The 1,317-nt window shown below is 59.5% G+C and carries 1 protein-coding gene; it reads left to right on the top strand.

The annotated features are described in order from the left end of the window. Positions 1-63: 63 nt before the first annotated feature. Entirely contained in the window at positions 64-1,062 is a 999-nt protein-coding gene (locus ET21_RS0114570; RefSeq protein WP_030540262.1) for an IS110 family transposase, read from the top strand. The last annotated feature ends 255 nt before the right edge of the window (positions 1,063-1,317 follow it).

Consider the following 1,317-nt stretch of genomic DNA (forward strand, 5'->3'; position numbering starts at 1 on the left):
TTATGGGATGGACGCCTCCCGACTTCCAGGCACCATGGATGTTCCACCAAGAGGAGGAAGGCGATGGAAATGCTAGCGATCGATTTGGGAAAGCAGTCGTTCCACCTGCACGGGGTAGATGCGGACGGCATAGTGATCTCGCGGAAAGTGAGTCGCAGCAAACTGGAGAATGCTGTGGCGGAACTGGCCCCCGATATTATTGCGATGGAAGCCTGTGCGAGCGCGCACCATTGGGGTCGACAGTTCAGGTCGACCGGCTGCCAAGTGCGCCTCATCAATCCAAGGTTTGTGAAGGCGTTCGTGCGCGGATCCAAAAACGATGCCATCGACGCGGAAGCGATCTACGACGCAGCGTCACGCCCCACGATGCGCTTCGTCCCGGTCAAGACCACCGAGCAGCAAGACCTCCAGTCGCTGCATCGCGTTCGAGAGCGTCTGGTTATTCAGCGAACCTCGCTTATCAATCACGCGCGCGGCTTGCTTGCCGAATATGGTGTAATACTCCCCAAAGGACCGTGGCGCTTTCGCGACCAGGCACCGCAGGCAATTGATGACGCAGACCTATCCGAACTTGCGAAAATGTTGTTCACCGATCTTCTCGATCAGCTGCGCGACGTTGAGATGAGGCTTTCTAAACTCGATACCGAACTGGTCAGAATATGCCGAGAGCATGATGCCTGTCGCCGGCTCGCCGCGCTGCCGGGCGTCGGCCCCGTAATCGCGACCGCCCTTGTTGCTGCCGTAAATGATGGCCGGCATTTTCGCTCAGGCCGTGAACTCGCCGCCTGGATCGGCCTCGTGCCCCGGCAATATACCACGGGCGGCAAACCACGCCTCGGTGGAATAGGGCGACGAGCCAATCACTATCTGCGGCGGCAGCTGATACACGGCGCACGCGCAGTCATTAGCCGATTGACCGGCCGTGATGATCGGCGATCAGCTTGGCTCAAGGGCATCGTTGCCAGAGCAGGATTTAACAAGGCCTTGGTGGCGCTCGCCAACAAGACGGCGCGGATCGCTTGGGTCCTCCTTGCAAGGAAGGAGAGCTACGTGCCCGCATAAATAGCGAGCCTACGGAATCACCGCGGATGCGGTGACGACTGCGAGGTGGATAGTGATGGTGCAACGGCAAGGACCGCCGCTTCAAAGCCTGATTTACGACAGGGCCACCAAGGCCGAGCATGTTATGAGGCCAGAGGCAGCGGACTCCCATCAAGGCCCGGAGCGGGATCGCTCCAGCGAAGGCCGGATAGATTCACGCAAGCCAAGCCCAGCGCCAGATCGAAATCACCTTGCGGCGGGAGGCGTCCATAGATT

The organism is Sphingobium sp. DC-2 (genome assembly GCF_000722555.1).
GTDB classification, from domain to species: Bacteria; Pseudomonadota; Alphaproteobacteria; order Sphingomonadales; family Sphingomonadaceae; genus Sphingobium; species Sphingobium quisquiliarum.

Bases quoted from the DNA above. Each gene is read 5' to 3' on its own strand.
- ET21_RS0114570 (WP_030540262.1), top strand. From the start codon at position 64: ATGGAAATGCTAGCGATCGATTTGGGAAAGCAGTCGTTCCACCTGCAC.